The following is an 18,486-nucleotide window of genomic DNA, read 5'->3' on the forward strand; positions in this document are numbered from 1 at the left end:
CAATCTATACAGCCGGGTTGTGCACCAGCAGGCGGTCCACCTGGTCTGAAAGATCCGGGGCCTCGGCGTCAAAGTCGCCGGGCAGTTCCCGGTCCGCCTGCGCAAGCGCGCCGGGATCCGGCTCACCGCTGGCCATCGACGCCTCCGCCGCGTCGAGCAGCCGCTGCAGGCGGGGCACGTTGAGCTGGTACGCGCCGTCGTGCTCCGGGCCTTGGACCGGTGCGAGCCAGCCCGTGGCGATGAAGATGAACATGCGGGTTTCCAGCATGTTCGCTTTCAGTCCGAGTGTGTCCTTTGGATCTCCCAGTCCTCGCACGTAACCTCTGCGGGCCTCGCGCACGGTGCCATCGGTGTCCAGGACGGGTCCTGAGTGGTCGTCGGCGTTAAGCGCGATGTCGGCCAACATATACAGTTCTCGGGGGAAGAGCGACGGCGGCTGTGCGCAGCGGACGGCGGCTCTCAATATCTCGCCCAAGGGCGCCTCCTTTATGCGGTTGTGGTGGAACAAGCGGACATTATAAAAACCCGCCCGACGCGAATAGTTTCACAGTCGAACGGGTGTTTGTGAATTTGGGTTTAGAGCTTGAACAGCACCTGGTTGGTGGCGCCGGCGCGGATGATCGCGCGGGTGGCAATGTCCGCCACGTACAGATTGCCGGAGAAATCCGGGGCGATGTAGGCGGAGCCGAGCTGCTTGACCTGCAGGGGGTTCAGCTTCTGGGGCGGGTTGGTAAAGCCCTGGTTCCAGCAGTGTACCTCGGCGGATCCGCCACCGACGCTGACGGCCGGGGCGAGCTGCCCCGGCGGGTTGCACTCCGGCTGTGCCTTGCGTGCGGGGTCGGACACGCAGATGGTCTTCGTGGTGCCGTTGACTTGGTAGATCTCGCAGCGGACGTCGCCTGCGGTGTTGGAGTAGGCGGCGCTGTTTGCGGATGCGGCCGGCGCGAGCGCGGCAGCGGCGGCGATGAGGGTGGCTGTAGCAACGATGGGGGCGGTCTTTGTGATCTGCATGACAAAAGTATTGCAGTTTATGTCCAGCGTTGCACGCCTCCGGGCAAAGATTTCAAAGAAATTCCCAATGTTTCGGCCAGGGCCGCATGCTTTTCGACGAATCGCTCCGAGCGCACACCACCAGCGCAATACACAACAACCTCGTCGCCGGGCGAGAACTGCTCGAGCACCCTCGATACCGACTCCGGATCCCGCTCCACCTCACTGAGCGGGAGGTTTATCCCCGGCACGGGCAGATCCGCGATCGCCTTCTCGTGCGGTTCGCGGACGTCGAGGGAGGGTAGGTGGTGGGCCGTGAGGGCGTCGAAAAGCGATTGCCCCTCATGGCTCACGGAACACGCCTCGACGTAGGTGCCCAGCTCGGTGGCCAACGGGCGCGCCGCATCGCGGACGACGTTGAATTGGCGCAACGTGCAGGTGAGCGCGTCGTACATGTGCAGCCTGCCCACCTGCACGTCGCCGATGCCGGCGAGGAACTTCACCGCCTCAGTAGACATGAGCGAGCCGACCACAGAGGTGGTCACGCCGAGCACGCCTGCGGTGGCGCAGTCTGGAACGGAATCCGCATCCGGCTGGGTGGGGTAGAGGTCGCGCAACCCCACACCGGTGTCAGGAGCGCCGGGGCCGGAGTGCCACAGTGCGATGTCGCCGCGGTAGCGCAGCACCGACCCCCACAGAAGCGGCGTGCCGGTGACCTCGGCGGCGTCGGCGGCCATGAACTTGGTGGCAAACGTGTCGGAGCCGTCGATGAGCAGGTCGATGCCCTCGAGCGCCGCGATGACGTTGTCGGGGGTGAGCCGGTCGTTCACTGCCGTGACCTGGATGTCCGGCTGCAGGGCGCGCAACCGCTCGGCGGCCACGTCGACCTTCTTGCGGCCCACGTCGGACGCGCCGAAGAGAATCTGGCGGTGAATGTTGGTCAGATCGACTGTGTCGTCGTCCCACACCGTGATGCGGCCGATGCCTGTGGCGGCCAGCGTCTGCATGATGGGGCAGCCCAACCCGCCCGCGCCGATGACCAGCACGTGGGCGTTGTGCAGACGCTGTTGCTGCTCCGGTCCGAAGCCGGGCAGGTTCATCTGACGCGCGGTGCGCTTGAGTTCGTTGTCGGGCAGCACTTACAGAACCTCGTCCGCCCAGCTGGCCAGGCCGTCGAAGGTGGAGGACGCCACGGCGTGCTCGCGCTTCGGAATCCGCCCGGCGGTGCGCGCAAGTCTGCCGGCCTCCACCGCGTGCCGCATGGCCTGCGCCATCGCCACCGGGTTTTGGCAGCGGTTCACCGCACTCGCCAGCAGCACGCCCGAGCAGCCCAGCTCCATGGCGAGCGAGGCGTCGGAGGCGGTGCCCACGCCAGCGTCGATAAGCACTGGCACCTCCGCGCGCGAGCAGATCAGCTCGATATTGTGCGGGTTGAGGATTCCAAGCCCGGTGCCGATCGGCGAGCCCAGCGGCATCACCGCCGCCGCGCCCAAATCCTCTAGGCGCTTGGCGGCCACCGGGTCGTCGGAGGTGTAGGCCAGCACGGTAAAGCCCTCGTCGACGAGCATCTCGCAGGCGTCCACGGTCTCCACCACGTCGGGAAGCAGCGTGCGGTCGTCCGCGATGACCTCGAGTTTCACCCAGTCGGTGCCCAGCGCCTCGCGCGCCAGCTTCGCGGTGATCACCGCGTCGCGCGCAGTGCGGCAGCCCGCGGTGTTCGGCAGCGGCGCGATGTCCAGGCGCTTCAGCAGGTCGAACACGCTCTCGCCGCCGCCGGTTGTGGCGGAGTGGCGGCGCATCGCCACCGTGGTCAGCTCCGTGCCGGAGGCGTCAAGCGCCTGCTCCAGCATGTCAAAGGAGCTCGCCCCGCCGGTGCCCATGATCAGGTGCGAGCCGAACTGCTTTCCGGCAATCTCCAGCACGTTTAGCCTCCTTGCACTGCGGTAAGGATGTCGGCGGCGCAGCCCTCGCGCAGCGGTCGCTGCCACTGCGAGCGCGGCACCACATCGCCGTCGATGGCCACCGCGGTGCCGTCGGCGGGCGCGCGGACTTCCGCCACCAGTTCCTCTACCGTCGTGGCGGCGGTGGTGGCTGCTTCTCCGTTGAGCGTGATGTTCATGAATGCCTCCTCGGGTCGCACGCGGATAAGTCTATTGAGGGCTCTTGCCTATCGACGAGCTCCGCCCCAACCCGTGCCCCCAACCCCGCCAACAAAATCCCGTGGCGGAAGTAGCCGGTGGAGACGACGGTGCGCTCGTCCACCCGGCCCAAATACGGCAGGTCGTCCGGGGTGCCCGGGCGAGCCCCGGCGGTGGCCTCGATAAAGTCGCACTCCTCCAGGGCGGGCACAAGCTCGATGGCATCGCGCATGAGTTGGTGGATGCCCTGGACCTGGGGCTGACCGCGGCCGTCCTCGCGGGTGGTCGCGCCGATGGTCAGCGTGCCGTCTTCGCGGGGGATGAGGTAGACGGGGCGGTCTTCCACGAACCCGCGGACCACGCGGGTAAGCAGCGGGTACTGGTGCTCGGGCACGCGCAAGTGCAGAACGTCGCCGTAGACGGGGCGCAGGTCCAGGCCCGCGACGAGCTGTTGCGCGCCGAGACCGTTGGCAACGACCACCTGGTCGGCCTCTTTGAGCTGTTCAAGACTGTCGATGCGGTCGGTGGTGAAGGTGATGCCCGCGGACCGGCAGGCGTCGATAAGCGCACGCGTAAACAGGCGGGGCTGCACCTGGTGGTCGCCGTCGATGCTGACAGCGCCGTTGATGGCGGGGGAGAGCGCCGGCTCGAGCTTTCGGGCCTGGCGCACGGTGAGCTTGTCCACAGCCATGCCGTGTCGGGACTGGTACTCGCGCAGCTCATCCAGATGGGTCTTGTCCGCGGTGTCGCGGGCGACAACAAGCGTGCCGTCCGTGCGATAGCCGGTGGGCAAATCCGAGTACTTGGCGGTCAGCGCGATGAGCTGGGGGTACCACTCGGCAGAGGCACGCATGAGGGGAAACAGCGGGTCCTGTTTGTACACCACCTCCGCCGTCGGGGCGAGCATGCCGCCTGCGTGATGGGTTGCGCCGGAGGCTGGCGCCGGGTCGTGCACTGCGACCGTGTGGCCGCGGTCCGCGAGTGTGAGTGCGGTGGTCAAACCAATGATGCCTGCGCCGACGACCGAGATATTCACAGCCTTCAAGGGTAGCGCCTAAGCGTCGGCCTTTTGGGCCCTTTCGAACTCCGCAACCACGCGTGCGCAATACGCGCCCGGATCCTGTGCGTGCATGATGCCGCGCACGATCGCCAGCCCGTCCACGCCCTGAGCCGCAAGCGCGTAGGCGTCGTCTGCGGTGACATCGCCGATGGCCACCAGCGGCAACTCGGAGGCGGCAACCAGCTCCGGGTAGCCCTCTAAACCGATGGGGGCGCGACCGGAGTCCTTCGTCGGGGTGGCGCGAAACGGCCCACAGCCGATGTAGTCGACTACATCAGCCACCTCGTTGGCGGCGCGCACCAGTTTGAGCGTGCCCGTGGTCAAGCCGATGATCGCGTCCGGGCCGAGCAGCTCGCGTACCACGCGCACATCCAAGTCGTCTTGGCCCACGTGCACCCCGGCGACGCCTTTGTCCATCAGGGCGAGGGCGACGTCCACGCGATCGTCGACAAGCACTCGCGCGCGCGGGTTGACGGCGTGAACCGCCTCGGCGACGGCGAGGGAGAGCGAGTAAAGCTCGCGCGCGGAAATCGGCTTTGAACGCACCTGAATCACGCCCGCGCCGCCGGCCGCCGCTGCCCGGGCGCGTTCGACCACGTCAGGGCCTTGGCCGGTGACGAAGTAGCAGCGTAGATCGAGCCTAGTCACGCAGCGCCTTGATCAGCTCGTCCTTGGTCATCTCGGAGCGGCCCTCGATATTCAGCTCCTGGGCGCGCTTGTACAGCTCGTCTTTCGTCCAGTCCTCGTAGGAGCCGGCCTCGCCGCCGCGCTCGCCGACCTCACTGCGGCCGTCGCGCGCCGCGGCGTTAGCGATCGCCGCGGCCTTGGACTTGGAGTTGCCCTCGCGCAGCAGGGCCTCGTACACCTCTGGGTCCTTGATCGAGTCAGCCATGCCAGCCAGCCTAGACCGTCATCGGCCCTGTGCGGGTGGGGTGGCCCAGCGGCTCCACGTGCACGATCGTCTCCGCGCCGCCGAGCGCAGCCGCCACTCCTTCCTCGATGGCGTCGGCGTGGTCGTGCGCGGTGTCGACTGTCCAGCCGCCCGGGACCTGCATGACCAAGTTGACCATGCGCTCGCGCCCGGCCGCTGTGGTGCGCACGGAGGTAAACCTCACGCCGTGGTCCTTGGCGTACTCGTCGAGATAGTTGTGGACGGTGGCGGTTTCTTCCTCCGGCAGCGCCTCGGAGAGCAGCCCCTGGATCGCGCCCTTGAGCAGCTTGTAGCCGGTGAACAAGATGTTCAGGCCCACAACCAGTGCCACAATCGGGTCGAGCGGCTGCCAGCCGGTCAGCCACACCAGGAACATGCCGACGATGACGCCGACGGTGGTCCACACGTCCGTGAGCAGGTGGTGGCCGTCCGCGTCGAGGGTAGTGGAGCGGTACTTCTTGCCTGCGCGGATGAGGACCACGCCGACCACGCCGTTGACTACGGTGGCCACGATGGAAAAGGCCAGGCCGATGCCCAGCTGCTCCACGGGCACGGGGTGAATCAGCCGGTCCACGGCGGTGACGATGATGGCCACAGAAGCCAGCAAGATCAGCGACCCCTCCACCTGGGCGGAGAAGTACTCGGCACGGGAGTGGCCGAAGTTATGGTTCGCGTCCGCGGGTTTTGCCGACAGCTTCAACGCCCACAGGCCCACTGCCGCGGCGATGAGGTTGATACCGGATTCAATCGCGTCCGACAGGAACCCCACGGAACCGGTGACCCATGCTGCGGTGGCCTTCAACGCAATGGTCAGCACGGCCGCCGCGATGGAAAGCCACATGAAGCGCTCGAGCAATTTCTGTTCGTTCGACACCACGTGAAATCGTCCTCTCAACCCCATTTTCCGGGGACTTATCTTAGCAAGCCGGTACCGTGGTGCGGACATACAGCAAATTCATCAACAAAGCTTGGAAGGTGTGTTCCTCATGGGCCGTTGGGTCGTTGCCATTGCTGGCGCCGTTGTCGGCGCGTTGTTTTTCGGTTGGTTGCTGCAGATGCTGGGGGTGACCGGAATCCTCTACACCGTCGGGGTGCTGGTGGGCTCCGCCGTGACGTCGTCTGCGGCAGGCGCGCTGATCAAGCCGGGCCGCTAACGCCGCTATTTCGAACCTTTTCTCTCATCTCCAGTTAGGACTCCGCATGGCGCGCACACGCCGTTTGCAATCCGATCCCCTTATTTTCTTCACCGCTCTCGGCTTCATTTTGGTCTTCGTGGGTGTCACGCTGGCGTTCGGCGACCAGGCGCGGCAAACATACGCCGCCATCTCCGGTTGGCTGATGGACCACTTCACGTGGCTCTACATCGGCGGCATTTCCGCCACGCTGGTGTTTCTCATCTGCGTATTCGTCTCCCGTTACGGCAACTTGCGCCTGGGCGACGATGACGATGAGCCGGAGTATTCCTACCCGGTGTGGTTCGCCATGCTTTTTGCCGCCGGCATGGGCGCGACGCTGTTGTTCTGGGGCGCGGCCGAGCCGCTCAACCACGCCTACAACCCGCCGCGCGGCGGGTACGAATCCATGAGCCGCGACGCGATCATCCAGGCGTTCCAGTTCACCTACTACCACTTCGGTATCCACATGTGGGTCATCTTCACCCTGCCGGGGCTGGCCGTAGGTTACTTCGTCTATAAGCGAAAGATGCCCGCGCGAATGTCGTCGATGTTCGCGCCGCTGCTCGGAGGCAAGGTCTACGAAGCGCCGGGCAAGCTTCTCGACGCCTTAGGCATCATCGGCACCGTCTTCGGCCTCGCCGTCTCCGTTGGTCTCGGCGTGCTGCAGGTCTCTGCGGGCATGAACATTCTTTGGGACGTCCCTCTGGTGACCCCCGTGCAGATCGCCATCATCTGCGCTATCACACTGGCCGCCTCCATCTCGGTGGCCACCGGCCTGGACAAAGGCGTGAAAATCCTGTCCAACCTGAACATCGCCGGCACCGTGCTGCTGATGATCTTCGTGCTGGTCACCGGCCCCACGCTGAAGCTATTAGGCCAGATCACCGAATCCTTCGGCATCTACGCCCAGTCGCTGCCGGAGCTGATGTTTTGGGTTGACTCCTACAACGACAACCCGGGCTGGCACGCCACCTGGACTGCCTTCTACTGGGCGTGGACGATTTGCTGGTCGCCGTTCGTGGGCATGTTCTTCGCCCGCATCTCCCGCGGCCGCAGCGTCCGCGAGTTCATCGGCGGCACGCTGCTGTTGCCCACCACGTTCGACCTGCTCTGGTTCTCCATCTTCGGCCGCGCCGCCATCGACATGGAAGAGCAGAACCCCGGCGTGCTGACCAAGCCGGTCGTCGAGGACGGCGACACGCCGCAGGCACTGTTTACCCTGCTGGCGGACTACCCGCTCTACACTGTCACCGGAGCCCTGGCACTGGTGGTGATCGTGTTCTACTTTGTCACCTCCATGGACTCCGCCGCGATGGTGCTGGACATGTTCGCCTCCGGCGAGGAGAACAAGTCGCCCACCTACTACCGGGTCGGCTGGGTCGTCGCCGTCGGGCTGGTCACCGGCGCGCTGCTGTTTATCAACGACTCCGGCATCGACGCGCTGCAGCAAGTGGTGATCATCATCGCCCTGCCGTTCTTCTTCATGTACTTCATCATGATGTACTCGCTGGTCAAGGCGATGAACGACGATTCCGCAGCGGCACGCAAGACCCGCTCGCGCACCTGGGAGAAAACCGATACGGCGGAAAAGCTCGAGGAGGGCGAGAACAAGCCCGCGCCGGGCTACGACTCGCAAGGAAACGAGGTGGAGCGCCCCGAGCTGGAGTACGACGCGGAGGACGACTCCTGGAAGTTCCCGGAAGGCTTCCGCCTCGACCGCAGCGGCGAGAGCGAGACGCTTGTCGACGAGCGGCGTCCCGACTAGCCGCTACTGCCCGCGCTGCAGCCGCATCCGGCGGTGCGGGATTCCGGTGTCGAGGAACTCGTCGCCCTCGGCAACCAAGCCGAACTGCTCGTAGTAGCCCACCAGCCCAGCCTGGGCCTCGACGACGAGATCGCCGGGGAAGCGCTCGGAGTACTCGATGCCGGCGCGCACAATCTGCGGGCCGAGCCCAGAGCCGCGGTGGTCGGGGTGGACCACAAACCGGCCGAAGCGCGAGCCGGTGCCGGTGGGGAAGACGCGACCGCAGCCGACCACGGTATCGCCGTCGCAAGCGAGGATGTGGCGGGTGTCCGGGTGCGCGTCTTGGTCGTCGATTTCGTTGAAGGGGCAGTTCTGCTCCGCCACGAAGACGTCCACGCGCAGCTTGTACAGCTGGTGGATCTCAAGCGGCGTCATCTCATGCAGTGACTTGAGGCTGATCATATTTCGGCTCAATCCTTCCTGTCTTGCCGTAGGAAAGGTGTCGGTGCGCCCACTCGAAGGGGCCTTGCTTGCCCGCGCGCTCCAGGGCCACCGCGAGGAGCAGGCTGATTGCCCAGACGGCGAAGCCGATGAGCAGCTTGCCGGTCACCGAGGCTTCGAGGCCGATGCCCAGAAACGCCGGCGTGCACAGCAGGATAAACAGCACGGATTGCGCCAGGTAGCCGGACATGGAGCGCTTGCCCAAGGCGACGAAGGCGCGGGCCCAGCCAGGGACCTCGTTGTGCAGCCGGTCCGTAGCCAGCGCCAGCGCCGCCAGGATGCCGGGCCCGGTGAGATACCCCACTGCCTGGTTGAGTACGAAAAACGGCATCTCCCACTCGGCGGGCAATACGCCGGCGGCGGCCAGGCCCCAGGGCAGGCCGACGCACAGCACGATCAGCCCGGTGATCACGGTCCAGGTGGTGAGGGTGCGCCGGTGCGCGGCGACGTCGACAAGCACCCGCTCCCGCGCCCACACGTATCCGATGAGGGCCAGCGCCAACAGCTGGAGCGCTGCGAACGGCTGCAGCCCAAGCATGCCTACCGCCATAGAGAAGTTGGAGGAAAAGTACGCGGCCGGGGTGTCCAAGGTGATGGTGGGGTCCGATTCGATGAAGCCCTCGGTGGCATCGAAGTACACGGACGCTACCGCGCCGAATGTGCCGAAGGCGGTGAACAGGCCGAGGATGATGTAGGCGATGATGCGCAGCGTTTTCGAGCTCAGCGTGAGCATGGCGGCCAGCGCGATGCCCACCAACCCGTAGGTGAGCATGATGTCGCCGTAGAACAGCAAGAAACTGTGGGCGAGGCCGAACAGCGCGAGGAAGCCATAGCGGCGCCACAGCACGCGCCGGGCCTGCTTGGCGGGGTAGTGCTTACGGTAGAGGCTGGCGGCGACGAGCCCGAAGCCGAAGCCCAGCAGCGTGGAAAACATGGGCAGGCCGCGCACGTGGATGAACATGGCGGCGAACACCGCGCCGAACTGGTCGAGCACGCTGTCGGGGCGCACGCCGCCGACGGACCAGCCGACGCGGGACTGGTCCTCCGACCAGTCGTTGATGATCCAAGCTTGGGCGACGTTGGCCATGGCGATGCCAAGCAGCGCGGTGCCGCGGGCGAGGTCGGGAACGATCAGGCGGGGTTGCGTGGCTGTGTGCTGTCGGCTGTCGTGCATGGGCGATAAGTTACCCGACTGCGGGGGAGCGGGCTACGTGCGCGGAAGCTGTGCCGAAGCGCTCCCAAAGCCGAAAGAGATGTGGTTGAATATCTCTGTTGTTACTCATGTTGCCAATGTGATTGGGGAAATTATGCGCCGTTCGCCCGCCGCTCGCCTTCTCGCCGCCACGATGCTGCTTGTGACCTCGGTGGTCGCAGGCAGCCCAGCGGCGCACGCCCAAGAAGCGGAGGCACCGGTCGGCGACGTGCTCAACTACGTCTGGCGCACCGATCCGGTGTCCAAGACGCTGGCGGCCAAGCCGCTGGCAGACAAAGTGCTGCACCGCGTGCCCGGCTCGTTTTTCGACGCCCCGCGCACACCCCCGGAGGCGGAGGACGCGATGCGCCACGGCCGCGCCCTCTATGGCCCGAGCACCCCGCTCTACGTCGGCTCCGAGCCCGGCAAGGAAGTCATGTGCACCACCACCGCGGCCGGCTACAACGACCGCGGGGAGAAGATCGCCATCACCGCCGGGCACTGCGGCAAGGTGGGCGACGCGGTGAGCTCCGCGGACGCCTGGCAGCTCGGCCGCACCGGCACCATCACACACGTCAATCCGCAGCTGGACTACGCGGTGATCACCCTGGGTGCGAACACGGAGGTCACCCGCTCCTACAACGGTGTGACCGTCAACCACCTCGGCGGCGCGCCAGTGCGTCCCGGCGGCGTGGTGTGCAAAACGGGCGTGGCCTCCGGCACCACCTGCGGCTACACCTTCAGCGACTGGGAGGCGCGCAACACCAACCACGTCTGCGCCATGCAGGGCGATTCCGGCGCGCCGCTGATGGTGGACGACCGCGTCATCGGCCTGGTCAGCGGCGGTATCTGGGGCCCGCCGCTGAACGTGGCGTGCCGTACGCCGCTGCAGGGGCCCATCCACGCGCCGACAGCCGCGCTGCGCATGGACTCGGTGCTGGCAGACATCCCGGGCGGGTTCCGCCTGCCTTAGCTCTCCAGGGCTGCGATTACGTCGGCGACCATCCGTGGGTTGCCGGCAACGCACCAGGTCACCCCGCCTGCGTCGACTTTCTCGGCCCGCCCGCCCACGGCCTCAACGAGCGCCTTGCCGGGCAGCCAATCCCAGTCCGCCACGCTGTGCTGCAGCCACGCGCCCATCTGGCCCGAGGCGATGTTGGCCAGGTCCACAGAACCGGCCCCCATCATGCGGATTGTCGCCGCCTCGCGCACGGGCTTGAGCCACACCTCGCGCCGCGCGTCGACGGCCATGTCCGTGGGGTGCAGGTACGTCACCAAAGCACTTTCGCTTAACGACGCCTCCGGCAACATCCCCAACTCCACCCCGTCACGCGTGGCCGTGCCGTCGACCGCCAGCCACGTCGTGTCCGTGGCGGGGCGGTGCACTGCGCCGATGGCGGGGGTGCGCGCCGAGGCGTCGTCTACAAGCGCCAGCGCGGAGCAGAAGTAGCCGGAGCCCTGCGAGAAGTTGTACGTGCCGTCCACCGGGTCGATCACCCAGGTGCGGCCGGTTTGAGAGGCGCGCGACGCGCCTTCTTCTCCGAGCACGCCGTCGTCGCCGCGCAGCGCCTCAAGCACCTCGGCGACAAACGCCTCGGCCGCACGGTCGGCGTCCGTCACCACGTCCGAAATGGACGTTTTGTAGTCCGTGCCCACGCCCTGCGCACGCATGCGCAGGGCGAGCTGGCCCGCGTGGCGCACCAACGCTTCGGCGAGCTCGGCATCGGAGTCGTTTCGGTGGTCAGAGATAAAGGCTTGCGTATCGGTCACGCGGCCATTATTGCGCAGACGGGGAAGCTGCGCGTGTGTCCTCGTTTTCCTCCAAGTACACGTTCGAGCCCAGGTCGCGGAACTCCTGCGCCATCTCCTGCTCTCCGCTTCGCGCCGCAGCCCCGGTGACAGGCTTCTGCCCGGCGTCGAAGTCGAAGGCCGGCATGCCGAGATCTGCGATCTGGTCGCCGAACTCGTCGCGGATGTCCTGGCTGATGCGCATGGAGCAGAACTTCGGCCCGCACATGGAGCAGAAGTGCGCCGTTTTCGCGGGCTCCGCCGGCAGCGTCTCGTCGTGGTAGGACTGCGCGGTGTCCGGATCCAGCGAGAGTGCGAATTGGTCGTGCCAGCGGAACTCGAAACGGGCCTTGCTCATCGCGTCGTCCCAGTCGCGCGCGCCCGGGTGCCCCTTCGCCACGTCCGCCGCGTGAGCGGCGACCTTGTAGGTGATCACGCCGGTTTTCACGTCGTCGCGGTTGGGCAGGCCCAGGTGCTCCTTCGGGGTGACGTAGCACAGCATGGCGGTGCCGCCGGCCGCGATGTTGGCGGCGCCGATGGCAGAGGTGATGTGGTCGTAGCCCGGGGCGATGTCGGTGACCAGGGGTCCGAGCGTGTAAAACGGTGCGCCACCGCACCACTCCTGCTCCTTGTCGTTGTTGACCTGGATCATGTTCAGCGGCACGTGGCCCGGGCCCTCGATCATGACCTGCACGTCGTAGTCCCAGGCGCGCTTGCACAGCTCGCCGATGGTTTTCAGCTCGGCGAACTGGGCGGCGTCGTTGGCATCGGCCACAGAGCCGGGCCGGAGGCCGTCGCCAAGCGAAAACGCGACGTCGTACTTGGCAAAGATCTCGCAGAGCTCGTCGAAGTTTTCGTAGAGGAAGGACTCCTTGTGGTGCGCCAGGCACCAGCCGGCCATGATGGAGCCACCGCGGGAGACGATGCCGGTGACGCGCTTGGAAGTCAGCGGCACGTACGGCAGACGCACGCCGGCATGCACGGTCATGTAGTCCACGCCCTGCTCGCACTGCTCGATGACGGTGTCGCGGAAGATCTCCCACGTCAAGTCCTCGGCGACGCCGCCGACCTTCTCCAGCGCCTGGTAGATCGGCACCGTGCCAATCGGCACGGGGGAGTTGCGCAGGATCCACTCGCGGGTGGCGTGGATATCGTCGCCGGTAGACAGATCCATGACCGTGTCCGCGCCCCAGCGGGTGGCCCAGCGCAGCTTGTCCACCTCCTCGCGGATGGACGAGGTCACCGCAGAGTTGCCGATGTTGGCGTTGATCTTGGTCAAAAACGCGTTGCCGATGATCATCGGCTCGCTTTCCGGGTGGTTGACGTTGTTCGGGATGATCGCGCGCCCCGCCGCGACCTCCGCGCGCACCTTCTCCGGGTCGCAGTGCTCGCGCAGCGCCACAAACTCCATCTCGCGGGTGATCTCGCCGCGGCGCGCGTACGCCATCTGGGTCACGCGCTTGCCGTCCTTGGCGCGCAGCGGATTGCGCGATTCACCCCGCCACTCCTCGCTGGCGCTGCCGCGTTTGACGGCGGAACGGCCGTCGTCAAGCAGATTGCGCTCGCGGCCGCTGTATTCCTCTACGTCGCCGCGGCCCGTGATCCACTCGCCGCGCAGGTTGGGCAGGCCCACCTCCGGCTCCGCGTACGGCCCGCGCGTGCGGTAGATCTTGAACGGCGCGTTCGGGCCGGTGGGGGAGTCGTCCAACTCGATCGCAGTCTCCGGAACCTCCAGGCCGTCGCGCATAATTGGGGCGTAGGAGTGCTTCGGGTGGATTTCGTTTGCGTACAAGTCGGCATGCTTTTCAGACATGACCATCTCCTTACTTCCTTCGCTGGTGCTAACCAGACAGGTTCGAACGGTGCTCGCGCAGGCCAAAGCGCGATCTCAGCCCGGTGCCCCGGGCGCCCGTGTGGGGTCGCAGGCCACTGTATCCCGTCTTGGCCGCCGCGTCAGGCGGTTCGCTAGACTTCCCCCTTATGCAGCCGGAGACTCAAGCACGAATCAAGGACTTAAGCTCCACCCTCTCCACAATTGAGAAGGTGATGGACCTCGACGTGCTACGTGAGCGCGCCCGCGAGCTCGAAGCGCAAGCCGGCGACCCCAGCCTGTGGGACAACCCCGCGCACGCCCAACAGGTCACCACCGAGCTTTCCAACGTGCAGGCGCGGTTGAAGAAGGTCACCTCGCTGCGCTCGCGTATCGACGACCTGCCGGTGATGTACGAACTGGCGGAAGAAGAAGGCGACGCCTCCATGGCCGACGAGGAGCTGGCCGACGTAGCCGTGCAGATCGACTCGTTGGAAGTGCAAACCATGCTCTCCGGCGAGTACGACCAGCGCGAGGCCGTGGTGAACATCCGCTCCGGCGCCGGCGGCGTGGACGCGGCGGACTGGGCCGAGATGCTCATGCGCATGTACACCCGCTGGGCCGAAAAGGCGGGACACAAGGTGGATGTTTACGACATCTCCTACGCCGAGGAGGCCGGCATCAAATCCGCCACCTTCGTCGTGCACGGCGAATACCTCTACGGCCAGCTCTCCGTGGAACAGGGCGCGCACCGCCTCGTGCGCATCTCTCCCTTTGACAACCAGGGCCGCCGACAGACTTCCTTCGCCGAGGTGGAGGTGCTGCCCGTGGTGGAGCAGACCGACCACATCGACATCCCGGATTCGGACATCCGCGTCGACGTCTACCGCTCGTCCGGCCCCGGCGGGCAGAGCGTGAACACCACCGACTCCGCGGTGCGCATCACCCACATTCCCACCGGCATTGTGGTGACCTGCCAAAACGAAAAATCCCAGATTCAGAACAAGGCGTCGGCGCTCAACGTGCTGCAGTCGAAGCTGCTGGAGAAGAAGCGCCAGGAAGAAAAGGCGGAGATGGACGCGCTTGGCGCCGGCGGCAACGCCAGCTGGGGCAACCAGATGCGCTCCTACGTGCTGCACCCGTACCAGATGGTCAAAGACCTGCGCACGGAGTACGAGGTGGGCGACCCGCAGAAGGTGCTCGATGGCGACATCGACGGATTTTTGGAGGCCGGCATCCGCTGGCGCATGGCGCAGCAGCAAGAGTCCGATTAAGCCGCGCAATATGAAAGGGCGCAGGAGCGGTTGCCGCTGCTGCGCCCGGGGGCGGGGGACGTTAGGCGTCGCGAAGGTCGATGCCCTTGGTCTCAGGCAGGATCTTCATGCTGATGAGCGTGAGCACGCACAGCACCACCACGTAGATGCCGGAGATGTGCGTTAAATCGTGGGCGGCAAACCACTGGAAGATGTACGGGGCGGTGCCGCCGAACACGGCCACTGACAGCGAGTAAGCGAAACCGATGCTGCTGGTGCGCTGGGACGTGGGGAAGACCTCCGCCATCACCGGCGCCAGCAGCGCGCCACCCGCGGCCACCGCCACGACGGCGACGGTGGCAGCGACGAGCATGGTCCACGGCCGGGAATCGATCATGCCCATCAGCGGGATCTGCAGCAGGCCCACCGCGATGGCGAAGGTGTACATGACTGGTTTACGGCCGATCTTGTCTGAAAGTGCGCCCCACAGCGGCAGGGCGATCAGGCCGCAGGTCTGGGCGAAGACGGACACCCAGTACGCGCCTTGGGTGGACATGCCCTCGTGGGTGATGGCGTAGGTGGAAACGTAGGAGGTCCAGGTGTAGTGGGCCGCGGTCACGCCTGAGACCATGCCGATGACCAGCAAGATGTTGGCCCAGTTCGCGCGCGCCGGGGTCTGGGGGCGCGTCTCGGCGAGGTGGTCGTAGGAGTCCGCCCCGCCCTCCTGGATCTCGTTGAAGTGCTCCGACTACTGCATGTGGCGGCGCAGGTAGAGGGCCACGAAGGCCGCTGCCGCACCCAGCCAGAACGGGACGCGCCAGCCCCAGGCGCCGATCTGCTCGTCCGAAAGCACAAGCGAGATGATTCCGCCGAGGGTGTAGGCGATCACGGAGCCGCCGAAGATGGACATGTAGACCAGCGAGCCCCACTTTCCGCGGCGATCGCGCGGGGCAATCTCGGGGATGTAGCTGTTGGCGGTTGCAGATTCACCGCCGTGCGCGAAGCCTTGAATCACGCGCACCAGCAGCAGGCCCACGGAGGCCCAGATGCCGATCTGCTCGTAGGTCGGCATTACGCCGATGATCACAGCGGAGACCGCCATGATGATGATCGTCATCATGAGCACGTTCTTGCGTCCCACGCGGTCCGCGATGCGGCCGAAGACGATGCCTCCGAGCGGGCGGACCAGGAATCCGACGGCGAAGACGCCGAACGTGGCCAGCAGGGGCGGAGGTGGGGTCGGATTTGTCGAAGAAGGCGGCTGCGATAAACGGGGCGAATACAGCGTAGGAGCTCCACTCGAACCATTCGAGGAGCTGTCCGATGAGGCTGGCGCCCAGCGACTTCCTGTCGGCTGGGCGTTCCGCCGCGATATGGGTTGTGCCCAGATCAAATCGTTGTTTCGTACTTACGGGTCCTCCTTCGGGCTCGGGTGCTTGAACGGAAATGTATTAGCTGGGTCACGTTCCCGGCGTGGGAATGACGCAAAACACCCAAGATCGATTTGACAGCAGTCGCGCAGTTTGCCGAAACCGCTCTGACCAGCCCGTTCCCGTGGTTGCACCTTTAGTTGTGTGTTCGTTATGCGAACTCGAGTGCTCCATGCGCACCCACGAACGGGGGGAGTGGCTTACCTTGCATATCGGTGGACAAGGTGCGGTTTCACAACTTTGTTAGGAAATGAGTCGCGCGCCACACTTTGTGGCGCGTACATTGAGCGCAACGGTGGCTAGCCACACGGCAGTTGCCACGGTCTGGCGTAACAAAGGAGGAGCAATGGCTGCACTCAGTCCAGAAGAGCTGAGCACGGAAAGCCTCGCTGAGATCTTCGCCGCGGGCGGTCGACCTGCGGACAGCGAGCGCGAAATCAAAATCATCGACACCACGCTGCGCGACGCGCACCAGTCCATTTGGGCCACCCGCATGCGTACCGAGCACATCATGGACCTGCTCGACGACGTCACCAACGCCGGCTTCGAGCATGTGGACCTGGTTGCACCGATCCAGTTCGACGTGCCGGTGCGCTACCTCAGGGAGGACCCCTGGGAGCGTGTGCGCAAGGTCCACGAGGCGGCGCCGAACACGAAGTTCCGCTCCATGGTGCGATCCCGCAACCTGGCGTCCTTCGACTTTTTGCCTGACGACGTCATCCATGCCTGGGTCGAGCGCCTCTATGCGAACGGTTTCCGCGTCATCGGTGCCTTCGACGGCCTCAACGACATCGACAACATCGCCGACACCCTCATCCTGGCCAAGGAACTCGGAGCCGAGACCTACGGCTGCCTGTCCTACTGCCTGTCGCCGGTGCACACCGACGAGCTCTACATTGACAAGGCCCAGGAGCTGGTCGAGCGCACCAACGTGGACCGCATCATGCTCAAAGACGCCGGCGGCCTGCTCACCCCGGACCGCATGAAGACGCTGATCCCGGCGATCCGCAGCGCGATCGGCAACGACCTGCCGCTGGAGGTCCACACCCACTCCCTGACCGGCCTGTCGCCGCTGACCTACATCTACGCGGCCGAGCTCGGCGTGGACTCCATTCACACGTCGATCGCCCCGCTGGCCAACGGCCAGGGCCAGCCGGCAACCCAGGCGCTGGCCCGGGACCTGCGTGCGCTGGGCTACACCGTCAACATCGACGACGAGCGCGTGGACAACGCCAGCAAGAAGCTGCAGGAGATCGCGGACCGCGAGGACAAGCCGGTGGGCAAGCCGCGCGCGTTCGACGGCGTGCACTACATGCACCAGCTGCCCGGCGGTATGCTCACCAACTTCGAGTCCCAGCTGGCCACCGCGGGCCTGTCGGACCGCTTCGAGGATCTGCTCTACGAAACTGCCCGTGTGCGCGAAGAACTCGCGTACCCGATCATGATCACCCCGTTTGCCCAGTTCGTGGGCACCCAGGCTGTGATGAACGTGATCTCCGGCGAGCGCTACTCCGTGGTGCCCAACGAAATTAAGAAGTACGCGCTCGGCCACTACGGCGAGCCGCTCGCCCCGATCGACCCGGACGCGCTGGAAAAGATCAAGGCCAACGGCTCTTCCGAGATTCAGGAAGGCCGCCCGGAGCTCGAGCCGCGCCTGCCGGGCCTGAAGGAGCAGTACCCGGACGACGACATCGACACCCTGCTGCTGCGCGCGAACATCCCGGGCAACAACGTCGACGAGATGCGCCGCTTCGTCGCCGAAGGCCGCGCCGGCCAGGGCGAAGGTGTGCCTGGCGGCGAGCTGACCAAGCTTGTGCAGAAGATCTACGAAACCACCGCATCCGGCGAATTCCACCTCAAGACCGACGACCTTGAAATCAACCTGACCAAAAAAGGAGAGCAGTAACCATGTCTGAGACCACCAACTTCAACGAGCTGAAGTCCCTCCTCGAGTGGGTCAACCAGTCCGGCGACATCGAAGAGCTGAGCATCAAGTACGGCGACATCGAGCTGGCGCTGTCCAAGACTCCGGGCGGCCTGAGCCATCTCAAGGCAGCCCCGGCGGCAGCGCCCGCACCGGCGGCAGCCCCGGCCCCGGAGGCGCCGAAGGCTGAGGCACCCGCACCGGCACAACCTGAGGCAGCACAGCAGGAGACGCCTGCACCGGCACAGGCTGAAGCGCCGAAGGACGCCGCCCCGAAGGCGGCCGCTCCGGCCGGTTCTGGCAACGGCGTCGAGGTCAAGGCCCCGATGGTGGGCACCTTCTACGCCGCCCCGAAGCCGGGTGCGGACCCGTTTGTCAAGGTCGGCGACACCGTCGAGGTCGGCCAGGTGCTCTGCATCGTCGAGGTGATGAAGCTGATGAACAACATCGAGGCCAAGACCGCCGGCACCGTCACCGAGATCCTCGTGGACAACGAGGACGCCGTCGAGCACGGCCAGCCGCTGATGATCATCGAACCGAAGTAGGTACC

19 protein-coding genes, 1 pseudogene and 1 riboswitch are annotated in these 18,486 nt (G+C 65.7%); of the genes and pseudogenes, 6 read left to right on the forward strand and 14 right to left on the reverse strand.

The genetic code is table 11. The features are described from left to right. Positions 1 to 4: 4 nt before the first annotated feature. The 9 genes from CFOUR_RS02800 to CFOUR_RS02840 all read right to left on the reverse strand — a co-directional run bounded on the left by CFOUR_RS02800 (position 5) and on the right by CFOUR_RS02840 (position 5,960). Positions 5 to 406 carry a hypothetical protein gene (locus tag CFOUR_RS02800; protein WP_085957775.1) on the reverse strand — a complete coding sequence of 134 codons (402 nt, stop codon included), beginning with the start codon at positions 404 to 406 and terminating at the stop codon, positions 5 to 7. Positions 407 to 576: 170 nt separating this feature from the next. Further along, a complete protein-coding gene (locus CFOUR_RS02805; protein ID WP_085957776.1) occupies positions 577 to 1,011 on the reverse strand; it encodes a hypothetical protein in 435 nt (144 codons plus the stop codon). Between the two features lie 17 nt (positions 1,012 to 1,028). Next, entirely contained in the window at positions 1,029 to 2,090 is a 1,062-nt protein-coding gene (locus CFOUR_RS02810; RefSeq protein WP_085958456.1) for a ThiF family adenylyltransferase, read from the reverse strand. 39 nt (positions 2,091 to 2,129) lie between these two features. Continuing rightward, positions 2,130 to 2,912, reverse strand: coding sequence for a thiazole synthase (locus tag CFOUR_RS02815; protein ID WP_085957777.1), 783 nt, complete (start codon positions 2,910 to 2,912; stop codon positions 2,130 to 2,132). 2 nt (positions 2,913 to 2,914) lie between these two features. Next, a complete protein-coding gene (gene thiS, locus CFOUR_RS02820) occupies positions 2,915 to 3,109 on the reverse strand; it encodes a sulfur carrier protein ThiS (protein WP_085957778.1) in 195 nt (64 codons plus the stop codon). Continuing rightward, positions 3,106 to 4,173: a glycine oxidase ThiO gene (gene thiO, locus CFOUR_RS02825; RefSeq protein ID WP_085957779.1), complete on the reverse strand. Its 1,068-nt coding sequence runs from the start codon at positions 4,171 to 4,173 to the stop codon at positions 3,106 to 3,108. The genes thiS and thiO overlap by 4 nt, the downstream gene beginning before the upstream one ends. 9 nt (positions 4,174 to 4,182) lie before the next feature. Continuing rightward, positions 4,183 to 4,836, reverse strand: a complete 654-nt coding sequence (locus CFOUR_RS02830) for a thiamine phosphate synthase (RefSeq protein ID WP_085957780.1) — start codon at positions 4,834 to 4,836, stop codon at positions 4,183 to 4,185. Beyond that, complete coding sequence (locus tag CFOUR_RS02835) at positions 4,829 to 5,080, reverse strand: DUF7218 family protein (protein ID WP_085957781.1); 252 nt, start codon at positions 5,078 to 5,080, stop codon at positions 4,829 to 4,831. Before CFOUR_RS02835 ends, CFOUR_RS02830 begins: the two co-directional genes overlap by 8 nt. A gap of 10 nt (positions 5,081 to 5,090) precedes the next feature. After that, a complete protein-coding gene (locus CFOUR_RS02840; RefSeq protein ID WP_230471901.1) occupies positions 5,091 to 5,960 on the reverse strand; it encodes a cation diffusion facilitator family transporter in 870 nt (289 codons plus the stop codon). Positions 5,961 to 6,105: 145 nt separating this feature from the next. Here CFOUR_RS02840 and CFOUR_RS02845 point away from each other — a divergent pair, with 145 nt between their 5' ends. Then, entirely contained in the window at positions 6,106 to 6,273 is a 168-nt protein-coding gene (locus CFOUR_RS02845) for a glycerol dehydrogenase (RefSeq protein ID WP_085957783.1), read from the forward strand. Between the two features lie 46 nt (positions 6,274 to 6,319). Further along, positions 6,320 to 8,059: a BCCT family transporter gene (locus CFOUR_RS02850; protein ID WP_085957784.1), complete on the forward strand. Its 1,740-nt coding sequence runs from the start codon at positions 6,320 to 6,322 to the stop codon at positions 8,057 to 8,059. Between the two features lie 3 nt (positions 8,060 to 8,062). Here the strand turns inward: CFOUR_RS02850 and CFOUR_RS02855 are convergent, their stop codons facing one another. Then, positions 8,063 to 8,500, reverse strand: a complete 438-nt coding sequence (locus tag CFOUR_RS02855) for a GNAT family N-acetyltransferase (protein ID WP_290179888.1) — start codon at positions 8,498 to 8,500, stop codon at positions 8,063 to 8,065. Beyond that, positions 8,475 to 9,713, reverse strand: coding sequence for a DUF418 domain-containing protein (locus CFOUR_RS02860; protein ID WP_085957786.1), 1,239 nt, complete (start codon positions 9,711 to 9,713; stop codon positions 8,475 to 8,477). The genes CFOUR_RS02855 and CFOUR_RS02860 overlap by 26 nt, the downstream gene beginning before the upstream one ends. A gap of 133 nt (positions 9,714 to 9,846) precedes the next feature. Between CFOUR_RS02860 and CFOUR_RS02865 the strand changes: the two genes are divergently transcribed. Then, positions 9,847 to 10,704, forward strand: coding sequence for a chymotrypsin family serine protease (locus CFOUR_RS02865; protein ID WP_085957787.1), 858 nt, complete (start codon positions 9,847 to 9,849; stop codon positions 10,702 to 10,704). Here the strand turns inward: CFOUR_RS02865 and CFOUR_RS02870 are convergent. After that, the gene (locus CFOUR_RS02870; protein WP_290179890.1) at positions 10,701 to 11,501 is read right to left on the reverse strand and encodes an inositol monophosphatase family protein; all 801 of its coding nucleotides are present in this window, start codon (positions 11,499 to 11,501) and stop codon (positions 10,701 to 10,703) included. The genes CFOUR_RS02865 and CFOUR_RS02870 overlap by 4 nt on opposite strands. A 7-nt stretch (positions 11,502 to 11,508) precedes the next feature. Next, a complete protein-coding gene (gene thiC, locus CFOUR_RS02875; protein ID WP_085958457.1) occupies positions 11,509 to 13,332 on the reverse strand; it encodes a phosphomethylpyrimidine synthase ThiC in 1,824 nt (607 codons plus the stop codon). Continuing rightward, a riboswitch (TPP riboswitch) is annotated at positions 13,330 to 13,442 on the reverse strand. Its footprint overlaps the gene before it by 3 nt. Before the next feature lie 57 nt (positions 13,443 to 13,499). On the opposite strand from thiC, the gene prfB reads away from it, so the two are divergent. Further along, positions 13,500 to 14,603, forward strand: a complete 1,104-nt coding sequence (gene prfB, locus CFOUR_RS02880; RefSeq protein ID WP_085957788.1) for a peptide chain release factor 2 — start codon at positions 13,500 to 13,502, stop codon at positions 14,601 to 14,603. Between the two features lie 61 nt (positions 14,604 to 14,664). Here prfB and CFOUR_RS02885 read toward each other — a convergent pair. Further along, positions 14,665 to 15,970: pseudogene (locus CFOUR_RS02885) on the reverse strand (MFS transporter). A gap of 388 nt (positions 15,971 to 16,358) precedes the next feature. Between CFOUR_RS02885 and CFOUR_RS02890 the strand changes: the two are divergent. Together CFOUR_RS02890 and accB are read left to right on the forward strand one after the other, a co-directional pair. Continuing rightward, the gene (locus tag CFOUR_RS02890) at positions 16,359 to 17,918 is read left to right on the forward strand and encodes a pyruvate carboxylase subunit B (protein ID WP_085957789.1); all 1,560 of its coding nucleotides are present in this window, start codon (positions 16,359 to 16,361) and stop codon (positions 17,916 to 17,918) included. A 2-nt stretch (positions 17,919 to 17,920) separates the two neighbouring features. Next, positions 17,921 to 18,481, forward strand: a complete 561-nt coding sequence (accB, locus tag CFOUR_RS02895; protein WP_085957790.1) for an acetyl-CoA carboxylase biotin carboxyl carrier protein — start codon at positions 17,921 to 17,923, stop codon at positions 18,479 to 18,481. Positions 18,482 to 18,486: the final 5 nt, after the last annotated feature.

Source organism: Corynebacterium fournieri (genome assembly GCF_030408775.1).
In the GTDB taxonomy this organism is placed as follows: domain Bacteria; phylum Actinomycetota; class Actinomycetes; order Mycobacteriales; family Mycobacteriaceae; genus Corynebacterium; species Corynebacterium fournieri.

What these genes read in the sequence shown, in the direction of transcription:
- CFOUR_RS02800 (WP_085957775.1), bottom strand. Translation starts at nt 406, where the DNA reads ATGTTGGCCGACATCGCGCTTAACGCCGACGACCACTCAGGACCCGTC.
- CFOUR_RS02805 (WP_085957776.1), bottom strand. Translation starts at nt 1,011, where the DNA reads ATGCAGATCACAAAGACCGCCCCCATCGTTGCTACAGCCACCCTCATC.
- CFOUR_RS02810 (WP_085958456.1), bottom strand. Translation starts at nt 2,090, where the DNA reads ATGAACCTGCCCGGCTTCGGACCGGAGCAGCAACAGCGTCTGCACAAC.
- thiS (WP_085957778.1), bottom strand. Translation starts at nt 3,109, where the DNA reads ATGAACATCACGCTCAACGGAGAAGCAGCCACCACCGCCGCCACGACG.
- CFOUR_RS02835 (WP_085957781.1), bottom strand. Translation starts at nt 5,080, where the DNA reads ATGGCTGACTCGATCAAGGACCCAGAGGTGTACGAGGCCCTGCTGCGC.
- CFOUR_RS02840 (WP_230471901.1), bottom strand. Translation starts at nt 5,960, where the DNA reads ATGTGGCTTTCCATCGCGGCGGCCGTGCTGACCATTGCGTTGAAGGCC.
- CFOUR_RS02845 (WP_085957783.1), top strand. Translation starts at nt 6,106, where the DNA reads ATGGGCCGTTGGGTCGTTGCCATTGCTGGCGCCGTTGTCGGCGCGTTG.
- CFOUR_RS02850 (WP_085957784.1), top strand. Translation starts at nt 6,320, where the DNA reads ATGGCGCGCACACGCCGTTTGCAATCCGATCCCCTTATTTTCTTCACC.
- CFOUR_RS02855 (WP_290179888.1), bottom strand. Translation starts at nt 8,500, where the DNA reads ATGATCAGCCTCAAGTCACTGCATGAGATGACGCCGCTTGAGATCCAC.
- CFOUR_RS02860 (WP_085957786.1), bottom strand. Translation starts at nt 9,713, where the DNA reads ATGCACGACAGCCGACAGCACACAGCCACGCAACCCCGCCTGATCGTT.
- CFOUR_RS02865 (WP_085957787.1), top strand. Translation starts at nt 9,847, where the DNA reads ATGCGCCGTTCGCCCGCCGCTCGCCTTCTCGCCGCCACGATGCTGCTT.
- thiC (WP_085958457.1), bottom strand. Translation starts at nt 13,332, where the DNA reads ATGTCTGAAAAGCATGCCGACTTGTACGCAAACGAAATCCACCCGAAG.
- prfB (WP_085957788.1), top strand. Translation starts at nt 13,500, where the DNA reads ATGCAGCCGGAGACTCAAGCACGAATCAAGGACTTAAGCTCCACCCTC.
- CFOUR_RS02890 (WP_085957789.1), top strand. Translation starts at nt 16,359, where the DNA reads ATGGCTGCACTCAGTCCAGAAGAGCTGAGCACGGAAAGCCTCGCTGAG.
- accB (WP_085957790.1), top strand. Translation starts at nt 17,921, where the DNA reads ATGTCTGAGACCACCAACTTCAACGAGCTGAAGTCCCTCCTCGAGTGG.